Below are 17894 nucleotides of genomic sequence, written 5' to 3'. Positions count from 1 at the left end.
GGGGCTTTTTTGTTTTAGACCGTGTGAAATACAGCGGATAAAACAGTTTTCTCTTAAAATTGCCTGTGCAGACGAACTCACCGATAAATTGTGTTCATCCGTTTAAATAATTACTAATGTCGGCCACAAGGAAAAAAGAATGCCGTTGCCAGATATATTGGTGTTAAGCGTTTTTTTAATAGTTTATTACGTGATGGCGGTCGGTAAATTGCCTGGGCTGAGTGCCGATCGTACGGGCATTGCCATGGCTGGTGCATTTATGTTGATCGCCCTCGGTGCGGTGGGAGTCAACGAGCTACCGGAAATTATCGAGTTTCCAACCTTATTAATGCTATTTGTTTTAATGCTCTTGGCAGCCCATTTTGCAGCAGCGAATAGCTTTAATGTCTTAAGCCAATGGTTAAGTTATCGAGCCGATAGACCAAAGCTATTGTTAGCTGGCGTAGTGATAAGCGGCGGTGGGTTATCGATGGTATTGGTTAACGATATCGTGGTATTCGCCTTTACACCGGTATTGTGCATGGCATTAATGCGTCAGGGCCTGGATCCACGTCCTTATTTGTTGGCGCTGGCCGGGGCTGCAAATGCTGGCTCAGCGGTCAGTTTGATTGGCAATCCACAAAATATTCTTATCGGCAGTGTGGGGGCTTTGTCCATTCACGACTATTTTCTATTAACCATCGTGCCTGTGTTGCTTGCGTTAGGAGTCGTGTATGCAGTGGTGAATCGAGTGTGGTGTAATCAGTTACAGCAAGCCACGACTATTCGCTACTGGGAAGATGATCACACTGCCGATCGCTGGCTGTTTATCAAAAGCCTGTTAGCCACAATGATATTAATTGTGCTGTTGATTTTGTTTTCTGAGTTTCGTTATCAAATTGCACTTGGCGTAGTGCTGTTTCTATTATTGGGTCGAGTTATTAAAACCGATAGATTGCTTAGAGAAGTAGATCTGCCATTGTTGGTATTAATCGCATCATTATTTGTGGTGACGGCGGCGTTCAGTGCGTTGCCAATGACAGGTTCAGCAGTGAGTTATCTGGAAACACAGGGTTGGCTACCGGATAGACTGGCCGTGTTAATTCCATTTTCATTAATTGCCAGCAACACAATTGGCAATGTGCCTGCTGTGATGTTGTTATTGGGGGTAACAGAAAACCTTTCGGTTATTACCTTACAAGGGTTAGCGTTGTTTTCAACCCTTGCCGGCAACCTTTTATTGACCGGTAGTTTGGCCAATATCATTGTCGCCGAACGTGCATCGAGTCAGGGAGTAAAACTCGGATTTATGGACTTTATGCGGGTAGGTATTCCCATCACTGTTCTCAGCATGGTTCCAGCCGCCCTCTGGTTTAGCTGGGCGACCGGAATGCCTTGGTGAGTTTTATTTAACCCGCATATCGTTTTTTACCGATTTCACGCCGGCAACGCCGCGTGTCACAACAACAGCCCGGTCAATATCTGCCTGTGAACTGACAAAGCCACTTAGTTGAACAACACCTTTAAAGGTTTCAACGTTGATTTCGGCGACTTTCAGAGTTTCTTCATTGAGGATGGCCGCTTTAACTTTGGCGGTAATCACACTGTCATCAATATATTCGCCAGTACCGGATTGAGTGGATGTAGAAGCACAACCACTGATTGACAGTGCTGCCATCAGCGGAAGGGCTAACAGTGTGATAAATAGCATTGATTTAGTAATAGATTTCATAATATTTGTCCAGAAAAGTCGTTTAAAACTGGCTTGATCATTAAAGTAGATGCCTAACGACATTAAGGCTTAACTTTTCCAGTGTGCGGAGAGCCGGAATAATAAAATTGATTCGGCCCGCTTTGTTTAGCGAGATACATATATCTATCAGCACATGTCATTAGGGTCGTGGCATCCAAGCCGTCATCAGGATAAACACTGATACCGATACTGGCGGCTAAGGTAATGTCGTTGTCATTTACACGCTGCGGCACGGCAATAGCTGAAAGAATTTGCCTGGCGACGAGAGTGGCATCTTCCGGCAATTCTATTTCGCCCAATAAAATCAGAAACTCATCACCGCTACGCCGGCAAACAATGTCTGTAACTCGGATACATTTAGTGACACGATCGGCAACCGATTTTAATAAATCATCACCAGTTAAATGACCGAAGCTATCATTTATTTTTTTGAAATCATCCATATCTAAAAACAGTATCGCCACTCGTTTGTTATGCCGGTACGCCATACCAATCGATTGTGATAGAAGTTCGGTAAACAGAGCCATATTAGGCAAGCCGGTCAGATGGTCATACCATGCCAGGCGGTTGGTCTTTTCCATCATCGCAGCAGACTTGGTGACATCGTGAAACACAATAACAGCACCTGAGACTTGTTGATCACGGTTATGAATAGGTGCGGCCGAATCTTCAATTTCAACCTCAGTTCCGTCCTGGGTGATTAATATGCAACCAATGGCTAACTCGACGGTTTGATTTTCCTGCATGGCTTTTTGGGCAGGATTCGGAGCAGTGTCACGCGACCCACCATCAATGATATTGAATACTCTCAACAGAGGTTTACCCATGGCCTTAAGACGATCCCAGCCGGTTAATCGTTCTGCCTCACGGTTGAGATAAGTAATATTGCCTGCTAAATCGGTGGTCAGCACAGCATCGCCAATTGAATCAAGCGTGACTTGAGCACGTTCTTTTTCTTCAAATAAAGCGTTTTCCACTTGTCGCAATATTTTTTCCAACGCCTTGCGTTCGGAGATATCTTCAACCATCAGCAGACTAGCAAAAGGATAGTCTGCAATATCCAGCATGGCGGCATGGAGTCGAGTCCAGATCATCGTGCCATCAGCACGTATCAGACGCACATCATCCTGTAGAGAACTGCGGCTGGATATGGCTTGTTTCCATTTAGCATTCAGTGGAACAGCGTCTTCACTGTAGAGGCAAGTGTGCCAATCCAGATCGAGAAGCTCTCCCGGCGCATAGCCAAGAATGTTTGTATAAGCTTGGTTTGAATACAAACAACGACCCTGTTCATCACACAGAATGATGCCTAAAGGGAATTCATCGCACAGTCGTTTCAGATTTTCGTAATCTAGTTTATCCCCTTGATTCTTTGGAAGAATCTGCCAGATTGATCCGCGGTCGGTTATACGTGTACGTAGAGTACGCATAGTATTTCTCAACCATTCCGAGATGTATCATGAGACATCTTGGTTGAATCACAATTAACAGGTTTTTTTAGTGAAAAGCTTGAATTTTCAAAAGTAAATTGGATGAACATTATTACTTTTCCTCCTATTAAATTTTTGCCAGCGTAGATTTCAGCATAAAGACAACAGCAGGATCCGTATGTACGGTTTCGTACAAATGATGTGAATGTGGAATATTGTTTTTTTCTGATGTTATGTGCGGTACCGTACAAACAGTTAAAGAGTGTTTATGCGTTAATAAAATATTTAATCAAATTTGTGAAAGTTGAAAGACTGACGCCGAAGGTGTGAGGTTGAATGCTAATAAACAGATATTTGTGGAATATTAAGTAGAGCGTATGAGTTTAGAAAACGATCCCTGTCATAATCACCTGCTGGCAGCACTGTCAGAAGAAGAGCGCAAACGCGTTTTTCCGGATTTGGAGCTGATAGAAATGCCGTTGGGAGATACGCTTTATTCTCCTGATCATCTAATTAAACATGTGTATTTTCCCACTACAGCAATAGTGTCTTTATTGCATGTAATGGAAAGTGGCGCTTCTGCCGAAATTGCTGTGGTTGGTAAAGAGGGTATTGTCGGCATCTCTTTATTTATGGGGGGAGAAACGACCTCGAGTTGGGCAGTGGTGCAAAGTGCAGGATATCCTTATCGCTTAAGTGGACAACGGTTGAAAAACGAGTTTTTTCGAGCAGAAACTTTACAACGTTTATTGTTGCGTTACACACAAGCGCTGATGACACAGATGGCCCAAACGGCGGTATGCAATCGGCATCATACAGTCGACCAGCAATTGTGCCGATGGTTATTGTTAAGTCTGGATCGTTTGCCATCAAATGAACTTACTATGACTCAAGAACTGATCGCCAATATGCTAGGGGTGCGTCGTGAAGGGGTTACCGAGGCGGCGGGACATTTACAGCGAGATGGTTTGATTCGTTACGTCCGCGGCAAAATTACCGTGCTGGATCGTAAAGGTTTGGAACAACGCGTCTGCGAATGTTATCGGGTGGTTAAAAAAGAAACCGACAGATTAATGGGCGAACACCCAACTTTATAGGTTAAGACCATTCACCGTGTGTGTGGGCTGGCAGACAGAGACAAGCAAACAATTAAGACTAAGCTTCGCTAATGTGCGTAGAGTACAACTCCGAAATGGCACAATCGTTTTAGTGTCCTTTTATCAGAATAATGGAGTGTCAACTTGCTTAATCCTGATAGCAAACCAATTAATCGCCTGATTGCTGATTTACCTGTCTTTGAAAGAAAACGGCTATTGGCCCAATGTGAGACGGTGGAATTGGAGTTTAATGACACGCTTACTGAACCGGGTGATCTATTGCAATACGCTTGGTTTCCCAGTCAAAGTTTCATTTCGTTAATCGCGCCGGTCGATGCAAGTTCAAACCTCGAAGTGGGAATGATTGGTAATGAAGGCATGCTGGGAAATACTATTGTATTAGGCATGACCACCGCACCATTACATGCATTGGTCCAAGGGGCTGGTCCTGCTTTACGAATCTCAGTGGCCAATTTGCAGCAGCAGATTAAACAGAGTCCGGTACTGGAGACGGTATTAAAAAAATATTTGTATGTATGCATGGTGCAATTATCCCAAACTGCCGCCTGCACGCGATTTCATCTTGTTGAAGCTCGACTGGCACGTTGGTTGTTAATGACTCGTGATCGAGCAAACTCCGATGAGTTTCGCATTACTCAGGAGTTTCTGGCCTATATGCTGGGAGTACGTCGTGTTGGCATTACACGAGCGGCCACGGCATTACACAAAAAGCAGTTGATCAATTATCACCGCGGCAATATCACCATTCTGGATGGTGAAGGTTTGGAAGCCTCCGCCTGCAGTTGTTATCAAATTGATAAACAGACCTATAAACGGGTTATGCAGATATTTAACAAAAAAGTTGTTTGAACAATGATGAGTACGCTAACGAACAGACTTAGCTGATGTTTGTTTATATCGTGATTATTTCAACGAGAGGTAATAGCCATGACGATAAGTACGATTTTACTAGTAATTCTGATTTTGTTATTGATTGGCGCAATGCCGTCATGGCCACATAGCCGAAATTGGGGTTATGGTCCGACCGGTTTAATCGGTGTGTTGGTAATTGTATTGTTGGTTTTATTACTGACTGGTCGAATTTAAATCGCTGTGTACAGGCCCACTTCTTCAAGTGGGCCTGACTATTTTATTCTGAAACAGTCACCTTAACGCCTTCAGCTAATCTGGCATTAGGATTAAGAATCACCCGATCTTCGGTGATAAGTCCAGACAATATCTCCACTTCACTATTATCCAGTCGACCTACACGAACGGTTTTGACTTCAACCTGATTATCCACGTTGACCAGCATCACAGATGGTTTGCCTTGAATGGTTTTCAGCGCATTGACCGGAATGCGTACTGCATCAGCTCTTTCCTGAACCTGTATTGCCAATTCACCACTCAAACCAGCCGGCAGATTCAGCTCGGCATTTTCCAGTAGATATTCCACTCGCATGGTGCCAGTTTCGCGATTTACTTCACGCGAAACACGTGAAATAGGCACATCAATTTGCTTATTTCCCAAATCCGGCAAGGTCAGTTGTGCAGCTTGTTGCTGGTCAATAATAAATAACTGGGTTTGCGGAATATCTACAATTACGCGTAACTGGTCAGTGCGACTGATACGAAATAAAGGCATCGCATCATTACGGGTAATACGATTACCACGCTCGGCCAGACGACGGGTGATAATGCCATCAAACGGTGCAACGATTTCGGTGTAGGCAAACTCATTTTCCAATTGCTCAAGACGTGCTTGATAAGTGGCTAATGTCGCTTTGGCAACCGCTAATTCAGCTTCTTTTTCATCGACTTCAGTCGCATTGACGGCACCTGAATCCCGCAGATTGGTATAACGCTTAGCCACTTTCTCAGTCAGATCCAACATGGCTTTCTGCCGATTGATTTCGGCTTTGGCCTGCAGAATTTCCTGTTCCAACTCAGGAGAAGACAGTTTGGCTAACAAGTCGCCTTGCTTAACTTCATCACCAATATCCACGTGGCGGCTTTCAACATAACCATCTGCCCGGGCAAAAATATCTGATTGTTCAATGGCTTCCACGCGAGAGTTAAATACTAATGGTTGATAGCTGGATATCGATTGCGGTTGTGCTATACGCACCGAGAGTATTTCCGGGGCAGTGGCGGGTTGTTCAATATTCGCTTCGGTTTCGGGCTGAACATAAAACCACAAAGGCACAGCGATGACGGCAGCAACTAAGATTGTCTTGGTTAAGTTTGGCATCGTGAGTTCCTCAAATTGTCGGCAGCTTGATAGGCTGCGGACGTTTAATAAATTGCATGATCATGCTGAAAGTCCATGGCACTAAAAATAGTGAGGCAAAGGTGCCCAGCATCAAACCACCGATAACGGTGCGAGCCAAAGGCGCGTTTTGTTCACCACCTTCACCTAGTGCCAGAGCCATCGGCAACAAACCGATAATCATGGTAAGCGCAGTCATTAAGACCGGTCTTAAACGTGTTGATGCAGCTTCGCGGGCAGCTTCAAATGCCGATTTACCGGCCACCCATTGATCACGGGCAAATGTGGTGACCAATACACTATTGGCGGTTGATACGCCTATGACCATAATAAAGCCCATTAATGCCGGGACGCTGATAGTCGTACCGGTTAGCATTAAGCCGATAATTGCCCCGGAAATGGCAATCGGCGCGCCTGATAGAGCGACCAGAGGCATGATCCACGAGGCAAAGTTAAACAGCATGATGATGTAGATAAAAAACACCGCCAGTAAAAAGCCGAATAACAAATCACGGTAAGCTTCATCCATGGCGGCGGCTTGTCCCATAATTTCGATATCATTGCCTGGCACGATGTCTTGTTTCAGTTCATTAACGATCTGTTGGGTGGCTTTGTAAACCGAGCCCAAATCTGTGTTTTCAGTATTAATTAACACGTTGACCGTAGGCCGAAGCATGGTACGGCCGATACTGCCAGCCACATTACGTGGCGTGATACTGGCAATACTGGCGAGTGGTACGGTGATATCCGGATCACTGGTTTGCACCTGCAGATTCGTCAAATCATCGGTTGTGCGTAATTTATGCAGTGGGGTACGGGTTTGCACTTCATAGGAAAAACCAAACACCGGATCGGACCAGAAGCTCGGTGCAACTGTACCAGCTGACCCCAATGCGCCCAGTAAACTATTGATTGCACCCTGAGTGGTTACACCGAGCTCAGCTGCCCGTTTACGATCCAGATTCACGTAATATTCTGGCAGAGCAAATACTTGCTGAAAGCCGATATCCACCGCACCTTCAACATCCTGCATTTTTTCTATCAACGTTTCGGCCTTGGCAATGCTGGCGGGCAGATTGCGTCCGGTAAATCGCACATCCAACGCAGTCGGCGTGCTGCCGGACAACGTTTGGTTAGTGGTATCGGCAGCTTGAGAGAATAAGGTGACTTCCGGGAATTTTTCTTTAAGCATTTGCCGGATAGCAGATTCGTATTGGCTACTCGGCTGATGACCTTTGGCTAATTGAATTTGCAGCTCTCCGTCGTAGCTGCCAATGGTGAAACTATCGATCCAGGCACGGTTAATGGAATCCGGCATACCAATGTTTTCAAACATAAAATCCAATTCGTTTTCAGGAATAATTTGGCGTATTTCCTGTTGGATCTGGGCAAATTTTTCAGCTGTCTGTTCGATACGCGAACCGGTATCTACCCGCATATAAAAGCGCATTAAACCGGCATCGGTTTTCGGAAAGAAATCTCGGCCGATATCCTGTAAGGCAAAACCGGCGGCGGTAACAATGACAATGCCGATTAATGGGGCAACCAGAATATGTTTTTGCAATCGTCCGATGGTGTTTTGCAAATGTTGCTGGCCATTGTGCAGACGATGTTCCAAAGCCAGATGTAAATGCACTAAAGGATTTTTGGATTGTTTGGTCAGTACTTTTTCATTGGCCAATAATAATCTTGCCAAGGCCGGCACAACCGTTCTTGATAACAAATAGGAAGCAGCCAAACAGGCAATAACCACAATCGCCATCGGCTGAAAGATATAACCCGCCACACCGGTTAATAAAAATATCGGCGAAAACACGATACAAGTTGACAGTGTTGATACTAATTCCGGAAAGGCTACTTCACTGGCGCTGGTGAGCACGGCGCGACTTGGTTCCATGCCGTCGGCCAGGTGACGTTTGATATTTTCAATTTCCACCAATGCGTTATCGACCAATATACCGATGGCTAATGCCAGCCCGCCAAGACTCATTAGATTCAGCGTATTGCCGGTTAGATTTAATACAAATATTGCAGTTAGCAATGATAGAGGAATTGAGGTCAAGACAATCAGCGTGGCGCGTGAAGAACCCAGAAACAATAAAACCATCAGTGCGACCAATGAGCCGACAATAAGGATTTCCATTTCGATATGATGCAACGCCGTGCTGACAAACACCGACTGATCAAAAATAGGGGAAATGGTAATGCCTTCTGGTGCTGCTGCTTGTATCGATGGCAAACGTTCCATCAGTTCGTCGATAATGCCAACAGTGGATGCACCGCCCAGTTTAATCAGCGAAACCATAACGGCATTTTGTCCGTTAACACGGGCGATATTGGTTTGTAATGCCGTGCCATCCCTGACATTAGCCACGTCACGCAGTAATATCAGCTCACCATTTCGAGCCCGGATGGGTAAATCTTCAAAATCGGCCACTGCTTGGGGGCTGGCATTAACGGTAATTTGCAGTTCATTTTGCGCTTCACGAATACTTCCTGAAGGCAGGGTCAGGTTCTGTTCATTTATCGCCCGTGTTACATCATTGGCAGTCAATCCCTGAGCAAATAAGGCTTCCGGATCCAAATCCACCATGATCTGCCGGGTGGCACCGCCATAGGGTAGTGTCATCCGAATACCATTGATTGATTGCACCATGCCGCGTAACTGCAACCGGGCAAAATCCGCTAGCTGGCCATCTGTCAATGTGTCAGAAGACATCACCAGCTGAATAATCGGTGTACTGGATTGATTGTATTCGGCCACCAGTGGTGGAGAAGTGCCTTCCGGCATTCGCCGTCGTATGGTTTGTGAAACCCCGGTGACCTGCGCCATCGCATTAGCAATATCGACTTCAGGATGAAAATCGATATGAATAACCGATGTGCCGTTTAAGGTTTGTGAACGGATTTCCTTAAGGTTATCAACGTTATTCATAATCGCCACTTCACTGAAGGTGGTGATTTTGGAAGCCATTTCATTGGTATTAAGACCGTTATAGGTCCACACCACTTTTATCGAAGGTATATTGACGCTGGGCAATACATCGACAGGCAATTTAAGATAACTGATAAATCCCGCTGCAAAAATCAGCAGACTTAAAGCGGCCACAGAATAAGGTCGGGTTAGGGCATATCGCACCAGCCACATAGATAGCTTCTCTTGTTATTAATTTGGAGTGTCTGATTGCAGCGACGCTACCCAATCAGCTATTGTTTCAGGGTCTATTTATCTTTCAGGGCCACCACTGCTGGAGGCTATTTTTTCGTCCAACAAGGCGGAAATGATGCAGTGTAGTTATTCTACATAAGTCATTTTCAACGAAGTGGGGCGGAAAAATAGTCCCAGCCCTGCGGGTTGTGGCTGAAAATACCTCACTCTGCGTTGCTCGTCATTTATTTAAAACGACTAAACTGCACTCCTCGCGCCTTGATTGATGTATTTTCAGTCACAACAGAGGCGGCTCTGAAAGATAAACAGACCCTTAGATTGCAGTGACTATGTTAAGACAATGTTAACGTTGTCTTAATTCAATTGAATGAAAATAATGTTTTTATCGCGGATACAGACCGATGTATGTACTGATTGTAGAAGATGATGCATTGATGGGGGAAGGTATACAGACCGGCCTTAATGCATTGGGTATCCAGGCAGAATGGGTGATGAATGCCGGTGGTGCCGAAACCGCAATGTCTACCGCCAGTTTTGATGCGGTCATCCTGGATTTAGGCTTACCCGATGAAGATGGTATGCAGTTACTCAATCGTTGGCGGGAACGTGGCGATAATGTTCCGGTGCTTATTTTGACAGCACGGGATGCTGTTCCCGATAGAGTCAGTGGACTGCAGGCCGGTGCTGATGACTATATGAGTAAGCCATTTGATTTGACTGAACTTGCTGCCCGATTACATTCACTGAGTCGCAGAGCTGCAGGAAGAGCGACGCAGGCCATTCAACATGGCAGTTTGCAATTTGATCCCTCTACCTTGCAAGTCACCTTGAATAACAAAACTCTAACCTTATCGCGACGTGAAATCACTGTGTTGGAAACCTTATTGCAACAGCCCGGCAGAGTGGTCACTGCTGCGCAGTTACAAGATAGGCTTTACGGATGGGCAGAAGGCATTGAAAGCAATGCTGTTGCAGTACATATCCATAATTTGCGCCGCAAATTAGGGGATGATTGGATCGAAACTGTTCGTGGTGTGGGCTATCGTTTAGGAGCGGTCAATGAGTCCGGCTAAAGCCAAAGATTATCTGCGTTGGCAATTATTGTGGCGTATCGGTATTGCAGTGTTATTGATGTGGCTGCTATTGGCACCGTGGTTGCTAATGAGCGTGCAGAAAGAAATGCAGAATACGCTGGATAACCGTCTTGCTGCTTCAGCCAAAATGTTGATGTCGTTAATGTCTCAATATGATTTGGACCCGCTGGTCAAAGGTGTGCAACGCGGTCCATTATTTGATCCTGCCCATAATCCAGATTTACCGCCAACACTGGCATGCAAAGTCGCAAATATAGCGGGCGATATTATCGCCGTGTCACATGACGCGCCACATAATGTATTGACCACCACACAACAGGGCTATCAGAACCGGATGCAAGATGGCGAGGCATGGCGGGTGTTTAATCTTTCTCAAGGCGGCTTAACCATAACCACGGCTGAACGACTCGAAACCCGCGATACTTTGATGCGATCAGTGGTGATTGCTGCCGGAGTGCCATTTTTCTTGAGTCTGGCAGGCACATTGGCAGTAGTCTGGTTTGGCATCTTGCATGGATTTAAACCGCTACACAGCCTAAGTCAAAATATGGCGAAACGTAATACTGAAGATTTGACATCACTGGTCTGGGAGCAACGTCCGGCCGAAGTAAGGCCGCTGGTCGATGAAATAAACCGTTTATTACAACGTATGCAGCAATCTTTACTCAGGGAACGCCGCTTTACCGGAGATGTAGCGCATGAGTTACGCACGCCATTAGCCGGGATCAAAACCCAATTGCAGGTGGCCAGATTGACTGATGGCGGCAAGGCTATGCATGCCTTGTTACAAGCTGAAAAAGCCACTGACAGATTGCAACGTACATTGGATCAACTGTTATTACTGGCTCGGGTAGAAGGCGATGGACAATTAACCGAATCAACACGTTTACCGATTGCTGAAATCAACAATATGGCGTTGAGTGATGTACAGCACCTTGCCAAACAACAACAGGTGACCTTGCGCTGTAATGATGATGTGGATGAAAAACTTCAGGCCTCAGCGATTTTATTGTCAGCCGCTTTACGTAATTTGCTGGAAAATGCCATTCGTCATGCCCCTGTAAATAGCGTGATTACACTTTCGGCAACGCAGCAGGATGACTTCTTACTGTGGATAGTAGAAGACGAGGGGCCGGGCGTTTCTGAAAAATTACTTTCAGAATTAACCCGACGTTTTGTGCATGGCCATCACAGTGATGGCAGCGGACTTGGTCTTGCCATTGTTGATGCCATTGTCAGACGTTTTAAAGGCGAATTACAGATTAAAAATGGTGCAACAAAAGGTCTAGTAGTCACTATCAGCATTCCGATGCAATAAGCCATAAAGCATAAAAGTCTTATCCATGGGCAATAAAAAAGCGAGGGAAGAACACTACTACCTTGCTAATTTTCTTGTAGCGTATTTTCTCGTTGCGGATCCCAGATCCGTTGCCATACCCAAGTCAAACCCTCTCTGGCATTACGTGACATTGGCAATTGGTTGGGTGTTGTTTCAGTGACTTCATCATTACGTATTTCTGCCAATTGAAAACGGAAAAAATAATTGGGCTCCAAGCCCATGCGTAAATCGGTTGCAACAAGCTTGTGGTCTTGTTGTTCAAGTTTGTAATTGTTCTGGGTAAACCACTCAATCCGTTCAACATCAGTCGTATCAGGTAATAATGCTTTTAGCTCACTGCCACGATCAAACCTGCTAAATTCAATTTTTGCATCGCCATCAAACACTGAACGAAATGCTTCGTAGTAGTCTGCTTCATCGATCACCACAATGCGCCATAACAATGTATTTAACGGAGCAGGGGTTACTTTAATATGCTGATATTCAATTTGTTGATCAGCTAAGGCCTGATGGGTTTGCTGGGTTATCCAGTATTGCGCACCAATACTCCAGACAAGATAAGCCGAGCTAAATAACAAACTACCGATCATCATCTTATGGCTTAACCGTTTAGCGGCAGCAAACAGAATCGCCACAAATCCAGCAGCAAGTGGCAGGCTGTAGATGGGGTCGATAATGAAAATACTGCCAATCGATACCGGCGGTGGCATAAATGGCCAGAAAAGCTGAGTTCCATAAACCGTCAACGCATCCAGCCCGCTATGGGTGACCCAAACTAGCCAAATTAATAAAAACCATCGTTGAAAATTTAGCCTGGAGTCCAGTTTGCACATCAGCAAGGCTACTATCGGTGCTAACAAACTTTGTACGATCCACGAATGTGTCCAGCTTCGATGTAACGTCATCGTATCGAGATCATTGGCGTGCTGAATAAAGATATCCAGGTCCGGCAGTATGGCAAATCCTGCACCGTATAAAACCGCGGCTTTTGGTGCTTTGCGTCCAGCAACGGCATAGGCGACTGCGCTACCAAGCAATGCCTGGGTAATCGTATCCATGAATTTTTAGCCTCTATTTAAGGAGTGTGTTAAGCAGACACGCAAGCTGTATTTAGGGTTCTTCAGTAGTTTTTTATTACAGAATATAAAAATTCAGGAAGATGTCTTGCATTGATAGGAAATTGTCCTGTAAATTGCAGGAAATATCTCCTGATTACTGGAACTGTGTTATGAAACAGCCGATGCCAAGCCCAACGCCGGGACAGGCCGATTTACAAGCAATTATTCAGGCCTTGAATACAGGGCAAGTCGGCTTTGCTGAATCTGCATCTAAAAAACTACTTAAATCTTACCCGCGTTCATTTCCTGTACTTAATCTGTATGGTAATGCTTTAGCGGCACAGAATAAATTCAAAGATGCCGTGGTTGTTTTTCGCAAGGCAACTGAGATTGAACCTAATGTACCTGAGATTTACTTCAATATGGGTATTCTGCTCACCAACCTGAATCGTGTTGATGAGGCGATAAACAGCTATAAAAAGGTTCTGCGATTAAAACCTGATCTGACAGATGCGTTATACAACCTGGGATACGCTTTGCAATCGCAGAGCCGCTTTGAAGAAGCTGGTGAATATTATCAAAAAGCGATAGCACAACAGCCGAACTTTCTGGAAGCTATTGCCAATCTTGGCGTGTGTTTACAAGAGCAGGGCAGGCTGGAAGAGGCAGTCGCGGTATATCAACGTGCTTTAACTATTTCGCAAGATGCCAAACTGTATTTTAACCTGGGAACCGCTCTGAAAAATCAGGGGAAACTGGCTGATTCTATTGCCACCTACAACAAGGCGCTTGAACTGAAACCTGACTACGCCGAAGTGCATAGCAATATTGGTGAAGTATTACGTGATCAAGGGCGTTATGACGAATCGGTTGCCGCTTATAAGCAGGCACTTGAGTTAGATCCATCATTACCTTTAGCCAATTACAGCCTGGCAGTTTATCTCTACGATAGCGGTGATTTACCCCAGGCGCTCAGTTATTTCCAACGATCTCAATATGCTGACTGGCAGGAACGTTCTTTATATTGTTTGTATAAAACCGAACAGTTCGATGAATTCAAACAAGGCTTGGATCAACTAAAAAAAGCCCGTCACAGTTCACCATTTTTAGCGACTTTAGCGGGGCATTATGCTGAAAACTTTGGTACGGTGAATGACTACAATTTTTGTAAAAATCCGCTGGATTTGGTCTGCCATGTGCAGATTCCAGAGTTAAAAGGTGACAGTGAATTATTAAAACAATTGCTGGCGGATATAGAGCAAGCCGATATCGAAGAGAAAAGTCAGGGTCGTTTACATAATGGCGTGCAGTCAGCCGGCAATTTGTTTAAACGCACTGAAGCCAGTTTTCAGCAAATTGCCAAACTGGTAGCACGAGCCATTGATGAGTATCGTGAAAACCTCAAAGGTGAAACCGGTATTTTTGCCAAAGGTTTTCCCAAACAGACGGTGTTTGCCAGCTCCTGGTACGTCAAAATGAAAACCGGTGGGCATTTAACCTCGCATATTCATGAAGAAGGCTGGGTGAGTGGTGCGCTATATCTGGCATTGCCCCAGCAGAAAACGCATCCGGATGAAGGCAGTATCGAGCTGAGCACGCACGGCGATGATTATCCAAAACAACACGACAATTTCCCCAGCAAAACCATTGCGCCGGAAGTTGGGGATATTGTCATGTTTCCATCATCAGTGTTTCACCGCACCATTCCGTTTAATTCGAATGAAGAACGCATCTGCATTGCCTTTGATTTGAAGCCTGCATAGGCCATATTAACGTGTACTTACCTGAAACACGCCTACCAATTGTGAAAGCGTTTGAGCAGTGTTTCGAACCATTGTGGAACGATCCTGCAGGGCACTAACAGCTGATTTTAATTGCTCGGCGGAAACACCAACCTGTCTGGCCGTGTCACCATGAATATGACTGTTATTTGCCAATTGTTTGATGGTTGAAAACATCTGCTCGACCAGAATATGCAGATCGCCATTGTCATTGGAAGCCTGTTCGGTGAGTTTCAGGCTGCGATCAACATTTTCGACACCGGCTTCCATTAAGCGCATGGCTTCTTGTGTTTCTTGTTGCATACCTTCAATCATGCGCTGAATTTCATCGGCAGAATTGGCTGTGCGTGAGGCAAGATTGCGTACTTCTTCAGCGACTACGGAAAAACCACGACCATGTTCACCTGCACGGGCCGCCTCAATAGCCGCATTTAAAGCGAGCATATTGGTTTGATTGGTAATTTCGGTAATAACACTGATGATCTTACCGATTTCGCTGGTGCGATTATTCAGTGACTTGACGGAGTTCGCTGTGTTTTCAACGACATTACGGATTTCTTGAGTGCCTTGACGAGCGTTTTCAAATTGAATGCGGGCTTCATCAACAACTCGATCCATTTCCAATTTCATCGTTTCAGCGGTTTGGTTAGCTTGCCCGATATCGTCAATTTGGTCTTTTAACAGATCCAGCATCTTGGCGATGGCATCGGTCACTTCGGATGACACTTGAAAAGCTTCGCGGTTAGTATGCAGCATGGATTTATTCGTTTGATGCACATCCTGACTGGAATGAATAACCTGGCCGACAATGCCATCCAGATTATCGATAAAACTGTTGATCCAGCGTCCCATATCGCCTGTTTCATCGGCAACCATTTTTTCGGTGTTGAGTCTTTGCCGTAGATTACCTTCACCCTCAGCAATTTCCTGGATAACCAGAGTCATTTCATTCATGCGATCAGCAAGTTTTTTTGTGCTGAAACGGCGAATCATGAGTGCGATGAGGATCATCATGCTGAAGGAGATAGCATCAATGGCGGGTAGTGGTAATGCTGTGAAGTAATGCAAAGCGCTGTTCACTGCCACCAAAGCTGACATGCCTAAAAAAATGCTCTTCATTAAACTGATATTGACCGAGCGACGACGGTAGACTTCTTCCAGATCACCTTCACACATCATGCCCCACCGATCAGGCGAGCCTTTTAATTGAAAGGTAACGCCTTTACCAATTACCGGAATATGCCGGTAATCCGAATAACCCGGGTAGGTAACAAACAGGTTTTCACCATTTCGAATGGTTTCGCGTACCCCAGGGTGTAATTGTCCGGTAGCTGGATCTATAAAACGAATTTCAAACTCCGTATGCCGATTTACTTTAACCACACCCCACTGGGTATGAATGCCGGATTTAAGGTTCTCGCCATGAGAAGACGTATTACCTTCAAACCGGGAGCGGGATAAGGCGACGCCTTGTTGAATTTGCGGATCAAACTGCGAATCGACCATGAAAATATAATTATCACCGGACTCGGGATAGACATGACCCGCTTCACGTTGAATCAAATCACCCAAAACATCATTTGGAACACGACCGCATAACGCGCCGATAATGTTATTGTCGGTATTCATTAAAGGCTGATAAAACATCAGTGTGACTTCATCATGAAATTTGGAACTTGATGGACCAATTTTCAGTGTTAATGGGTCACGATAAGGGCCATGTAAAAACGCTTGCTTTAAGCCTTGCTCAACAGCATTGGCATTTAAATCATATTTATCGATATGTGCTGGGTATGTTGATTGAACAATACGACCAGTGAGATCAATGATAAACAGCTCAGAAAAATCTTTAGCAGATTCCAGTCGCTGGGCAAGCAGATTGGCGTCAATACTGGTAAGCGGTTCTTTTAGGTGTTCAGCTAACAGATTGAGTTGACTCCATTGTGCATTAACCCATTGTTGTAACAATTTGACGCGAGTTGCTGCAATTCCTTCAAATGTATGCTCAACCGCTGGATAAGTATCACGGTTTAGATAGCAGCTCCATGCCATGGCAAGTTTTCCCGTCGAACCCATCCAGGGTAACCAACGCCGTTCGGTATTACTCAAGTTCATGGAAAGGCTTTTTAAAGACATTGTGATGGTACCTGTAGTGATGAAATACGCCAAAGGTAGTAGGCAATATCTACACCAAAATAGGTATGCATTAAAAAACAGAAACTTAGTAATTTGGATAAAAAAATACCGCACCTTAAGAGTGCGGTATATGCTTGTGCGAACCGTTACAGTGCACGTTAATAAGGTATTGTAAATACCTGTTTTATTTGAAATTTATATGTGCTAATTGATACTGAATTACAAGCTTTTAATGGCTGCTAAAACTTCATCAATATGTTGTTTTACTTTGACATTTCGCCATTCATTAATCAGTTTGCCTTCGCTATCAATTAAAAATGTGCTGCGTACGATGCCCATATATTCCCGACCATAATTTTTCTTCATTTGCATTACACCAAATAACTGGCAGACGGTCTCATCGACATCAGAAAGCAAATCAAATGGAAACTGCTGTTTCTCTTTGAAGTTTTCATGGGCACGCAGACTGTCTTTTGAAACACCAAAAATGACCGTGTTGTGTTGATTAAATGTTTCAATATGATCGCGAAAATTCTGGCCTTCCAAAGTACAACCAGGGGTATTATCTTTCGGGTAAAAATAGATAAGCACGTTTTTACCACGTAGCTCGGATAGTTTGATGGTTTTGTCGCCAGTGGCGGGCAATTCAAAATCAGGTACGGTTTGTTGTAACTCAACTGTGCTCATTAAACGTTCTCCATTAGTGATTGTTATGTTGCCAGTACCTTACCGAAGGTAGTCCGGTCTTGTCATCTACTGGCTGGCAAAGTACCATGCCAGTTTATTTTC

14 protein-coding genes are annotated in these 17894 nt (G+C 44.7%); 7 read left to right on the top strand and 7 right to left on the bottom strand.

The features are described from left to right. Positions 1-139: 139 nt before the first annotated feature. Complete coding sequence (locus tag E8Q33_RS05810) at positions 140-1381, top strand: SLC13 family permease (protein ID WP_136553496.1); 1242 nt, start codon at positions 140-142, stop codon at positions 1379-1381. Positions 1382-1384: 3 nt separating this feature from the next. Here E8Q33_RS05810 and E8Q33_RS05805 read toward each other — a convergent pair whose 3' ends face one another. Further along, positions 1385-1711: a BON domain-containing protein gene (locus E8Q33_RS05805; protein ID WP_136553494.1), complete on the bottom strand. Its 327-nt coding sequence runs from the start codon at positions 1709-1711 to the stop codon at positions 1385-1387. Between the two features lie 62 nt (positions 1712-1773). Continuing rightward, positions 1774-3162, bottom strand: a complete 1389-nt coding sequence (locus E8Q33_RS05800) for a diguanylate cyclase domain-containing protein (protein ID WP_136553493.1) — start codon at positions 3160-3162, stop codon at positions 1774-1776. Between the two features lie 377 nt (positions 3163-3539). On the opposite strand from E8Q33_RS05800, the gene E8Q33_RS05795 reads away from it, so the two are divergent. From E8Q33_RS05795 to E8Q33_RS05785, 3 genes are all read left to right on the top strand, one after another. Further along, a complete protein-coding gene (locus E8Q33_RS05795; protein WP_136553491.1) occupies positions 3540-4259 on the top strand; it encodes a Crp/Fnr family transcriptional regulator in 720 nt (239 codons plus the stop codon). Positions 4260-4403: 144 nt separating this feature from the next. Then, positions 4404-5129: a Crp/Fnr family transcriptional regulator gene (locus tag E8Q33_RS05790; RefSeq protein WP_069295143.1), complete on the top strand. Its 726-nt coding sequence runs from the start codon at positions 4404-4406 to the stop codon at positions 5127-5129. A gap of 84 nt (positions 5130-5213) precedes the next feature. Continuing rightward, positions 5214-5366, top strand: coding sequence for a DUF3309 family protein (locus E8Q33_RS05785; RefSeq protein WP_211116111.1), 153 nt, complete (start codon positions 5214-5216; stop codon positions 5364-5366). A 43-nt stretch (positions 5367-5409) separates the two neighbouring features. Here the strand turns inward: E8Q33_RS05785 and E8Q33_RS05780 are convergent, their stop codons facing one another. Further along, complete coding sequence (locus tag E8Q33_RS05780) at positions 5410-6510, bottom strand: efflux RND transporter periplasmic adaptor subunit (RefSeq protein ID WP_136553490.1); 1101 nt, start codon at positions 6508-6510, stop codon at positions 5410-5412. 10 nt (positions 6511-6520) lie between these two features. Then, the gene (locus E8Q33_RS05775; protein WP_136553489.1) at positions 6521-9676 is read right to left on the bottom strand and encodes an efflux RND transporter permease subunit; all 3156 of its coding nucleotides are present in this window, start codon (positions 9674-9676) and stop codon (positions 6521-6523) included. A 422-nt stretch (positions 9677-10098) separates the two neighbouring features. Here E8Q33_RS05775 and E8Q33_RS05770 point away from each other — a divergent pair, with 422 nt between their 5' ends. Continuing rightward, on the top strand, positions 10099-10770 hold the full coding sequence (locus E8Q33_RS05770; RefSeq protein ID WP_069295147.1) for a response regulator: 672 nt from the start codon (positions 10099-10101) through the stop codon (positions 10768-10770). Next, positions 10757-12109, top strand: a complete 1353-nt coding sequence (locus E8Q33_RS05765) for an ATP-binding protein (protein ID WP_136553487.1) — start codon at positions 10757-10759, stop codon at positions 12107-12109. Before E8Q33_RS05770 ends, E8Q33_RS05765 begins: the two co-directional genes overlap by 14 nt. Positions 12110-12174: 65 nt before the next feature. Here the strand turns inward: E8Q33_RS05765 and E8Q33_RS05760 are convergent, their stop codons facing one another. Then, positions 12175-13188: a metal-dependent hydrolase gene (locus E8Q33_RS05760; protein WP_136553485.1), complete on the bottom strand. Its 1014-nt coding sequence runs from the start codon at positions 13186-13188 to the stop codon at positions 12175-12177. Between the two features lie 170 nt (positions 13189-13358). Here E8Q33_RS05760 and E8Q33_RS05755 point away from each other — a divergent pair, with 170 nt between their 5' ends. After that, a complete protein-coding gene (locus tag E8Q33_RS05755) occupies positions 13359-14951 on the top strand; it encodes a tetratricopeptide repeat protein (RefSeq protein WP_136553484.1) in 1593 nt (530 codons plus the stop codon). A 6-nt stretch (positions 14952-14957) separates the two neighbouring features. On the opposite strand, the gene E8Q33_RS05750 is transcribed toward E8Q33_RS05755, so the two are convergent. Continuing rightward, the gene (locus E8Q33_RS05750) at positions 14958-17105 is read right to left on the bottom strand and encodes a methyl-accepting chemotaxis protein (protein ID WP_136553482.1); all 2148 of its coding nucleotides are present in this window, start codon (positions 17103-17105) and stop codon (positions 14958-14960) included. Positions 17106-17324: 219 nt separating this feature from the next. Then, on the bottom strand, positions 17325-17792 hold the full coding sequence (gene bcp / locus E8Q33_RS05745; protein WP_136553480.1) for a thioredoxin-dependent thiol peroxidase: 468 nt from the start codon (positions 17790-17792) through the stop codon (positions 17325-17327). Positions 17793-17894: the final 102 nt, after the last annotated feature.

The organism is Methylophaga sp. SB9B, assembly GCF_004832235.1.
In the GTDB taxonomy this organism is placed as follows: domain Bacteria; phylum Pseudomonadota; class Gammaproteobacteria; order Nitrosococcales; family Methylophagaceae; genus Methylophaga; species Methylophaga muralis.
This window is presented reverse-complemented; position numbering and strand designations above follow the sequence as displayed.